The sequence below is a fragment of the Bradyrhizobium sp. genome (genome assembly GCF_035273305.1).
Taxonomy (GTDB): Bacteria; Pseudomonadota; Alphaproteobacteria; order Rhizobiales; family Xanthobacteraceae; genus Bradyrhizobium.
Genome location: NZ_DATEPI010000107.1, coordinates 1 through 2,548, shown reverse-complemented (window position 1 = coordinate 2,548; position 2,548 = coordinate 1). Strand labels below are relative to the sequence as shown.

Annotated in this window: 1 protein-coding gene and 1 pseudogene; both read right to left on the bottom strand. The window is 60.1% G+C overall.

The features are described 5' to 3' along the window. Positions 1–280 precede the first annotated feature (280 nt). A complete protein-coding gene (locus VJV58_RS07170; protein ID WP_324136644.1) occupies positions 281–1,999 on the bottom strand; it encodes an iron ABC transporter permease in 1,719 nt (572 codons plus the stop codon). Positions 2,000–2,098: 99 nt separating this feature from the next. Beyond that, positions 2,099–2,548, bottom strand: a pseudogene (locus VJV58_RS07165) (extracellular solute-binding protein); the annotation flags it as partial.

The following is a 2,548-nucleotide window of genomic DNA, read 5'->3' as shown; positions in this document are numbered from 1 at the left end:
CGAGATATTTTCGGATATCGGGGTCAAGCCTGCCGGGGTCGCGCAGCACCTCCTGCCAATTCGGGTCCTTTAGCCATGCATAATCATCGACGATCGTGATTCCATGTCGGGTGAATGCATACGGCCGGCGAGGTGCGATCGGCGTCGATCGGCCCTTTGATTTTATCGCTTCTGTCACTTAGGTCCTCAGTTTCCAGCGCAAGATCGCCGCCAGGATGGATGTATATCGGTCTGATTTGGGCGGATTGCCAGATATCCGCGCCCGTTTTCGCGGAGGGGGCTAGTTGCGCAATCGCGCACCGGCGTTAGCGCCGAATATCGGAATGCGGTTGACGGCCAGCACCACTGCGAACGTGATCACCAGCATCGCGATGCCCAGCACCGAAATCGCCGCGAGATCACCGCTTTCGTTGAGATCGTAAATCAGCACGCTGATCACTTTGGTTTGCGAGGTGAAGAGTACAATGGCCGCCGAGAGTTCGCGCATGACGCCAATGAAGATGAAACACCACGTAGCGATCACGCCGGTGCGCAACAGGGGCGCTGTAATCTGGCGTAGCGATTGTAGCCGCGTCGCGCCCAGGATTCTGCTGGCGTCCTCGAGCTCCGGGTGAATGGTGGCGAAAGCCGCCTGCAGTTGCTGATACGCCGACGGCAGATTAATGGTCAGGAAGGCAACCAGGAGAATCCAGAGCGTCCCGTACAGCACAAAAGGTGGCCGGGTGTAGCTCAGGAATAACCCAACGCCGAGCACGATGCCGGGCACGGCGACCGGAGCAGTCGCGAGAAACCCGAGCACGCGTGAGCCCGTCACCACACGTCGCGTGGTCACATACGAAATGACCAGGGCGAGCACCGTGCCGATCGTGGCTGTGGCGGCGCCGAGAATCACCGTGTTCTTGAGCGCGAGCTGGGTCGAGGACAACTCCGTGAATACAAACACGACATTGTGCAGGGTCATCGTTGACGGCGTGACCAGCGTGGTCGCATTCGGTGAAAATGCCGCATTGAGCAGCGCGAAATAGGGCAGGAATACCGGATTGAGCAGCACCACTAGGCAAAACGCCAGCGCCGCCCAGCGCCATTTCTTCATTTCGACGCGGCGCGGCGCGCCATATTTGCCGCCAACCACCGAATAGCCGCGGCGGCCGAGAATGAACTTCTGCGCCTGCAGCAAAATGATCGTTAGGATAAGTAGCGGCACCGCCGCCGCGGCGGCCAGCTCGAGCTTCGGCGGATACTGGAACAGGCTCCATATTTTTGTGGTCATGGTGTGGAAGCCGGCTGGCAGCGCCAGAATCGCCGGCGAGCCAAACAGTGTCATCGCCTGCAAAAACGCGATCAACGCGCCCGCAATCAGGGCAGGCAGCGCCAGGGGAATCGTGATGCGGCGCGCGGTGGTCCAGGCTCTTCCGCCCAGGATGGCGGAAGCATCTTCGAGTTCGCCGGGCATGTTATCCAGCGCATTGGCGATGAGCACGAACACGAAAGGAAATGTGTAGCAGGAAATCACGAAAATGATGCCGCCCAGCGAATAGATATTGAACAGATGCTCGTCCGCCTCGGCTCCGCTTACGAACCTGAATAGTTGATTCAGCAATCCGCTGTTCGGCGCCGCCAGCAACTCCCAGGCGACGGCGCCGAGGAATGGCGGCGTCACAAACGACGCGGTGACCAGGGCGCGGATGAACTGGCGTCCGGGCATATCGGTGCGCGACACCAGCCATCCCATCGGCGCGGCAACAGCGCAGCAGATTGCCGCGGAGGTGACCGCAATGATGGCCGTCGTTAGAAGCGGGTCGAGGAAATCCGGATCGGTGAACAGCTTGACGAAATTCGATAGCGTCAGGTGATTGTTTTTGTCGGTGACGCTGTAGATCGCGAGCCAGGAGAGCGGCATCAGGATCAGCACAATCAGGCATGCCGCGAACAGCCACAGCACCGGTTTGGTCCAATCGACCCTGCCGCGGGTGCCGTCGATTGCAGTCGTTGTGCTCATTGGCTCTCAACTCTGAAGTGTTTCTCGTCGGCGCATAGCGCCGCAGCAGCTATCGCGCGGCGTGCGGTCGGCGTCTTTCCATCTCGAGGCAATCGGATGTCACACCCGGAACAGCCGTGCATAACGGGTTTTGATCTCCTCCGCCATTTGCTCGACGCCTGCAGCGTCTTCCTTCATCAGCTTGATCTCGGAGATCTTGCGACGCCCGGGTTTGGAATGCACCTGCGCATGAACCGAATGTTGCGCGGTGAAGTCGATGAAGAACTGCTGGGTTTCGCGTGTGTGCAGCCAGGCCTGAAATAACCGGGCGGCGTTCGGATGTGGCGCGCTGGCGAAAATTCCGGTCGGGCCTGAGATGGTCGGGGTGCCCTCGGTCGGATAGACCGGCTCGATCGGCTGACCGGCTTCCTTCAACAGCACGACGCCGTATTCGTTGCCATCGGCCATCACGGCGCGCTCACCAAGCGAGAGCTTCTTCGGCGGGTCGGTCGACGACTGCACCTGCATCACACGCTGCCTGGCCAGCTTCTCGAAATATCCCCAGCCGAG

Bases quoted from the DNA above. Each gene is read 5' to 3' on its own strand.
- VJV58_RS07170 (WP_324136644.1), bottom strand. From the start codon at position 1,999: ATGAGCACAACGACTGCAATCGACGGCACCCGCGGCAGGGTCGATTGG.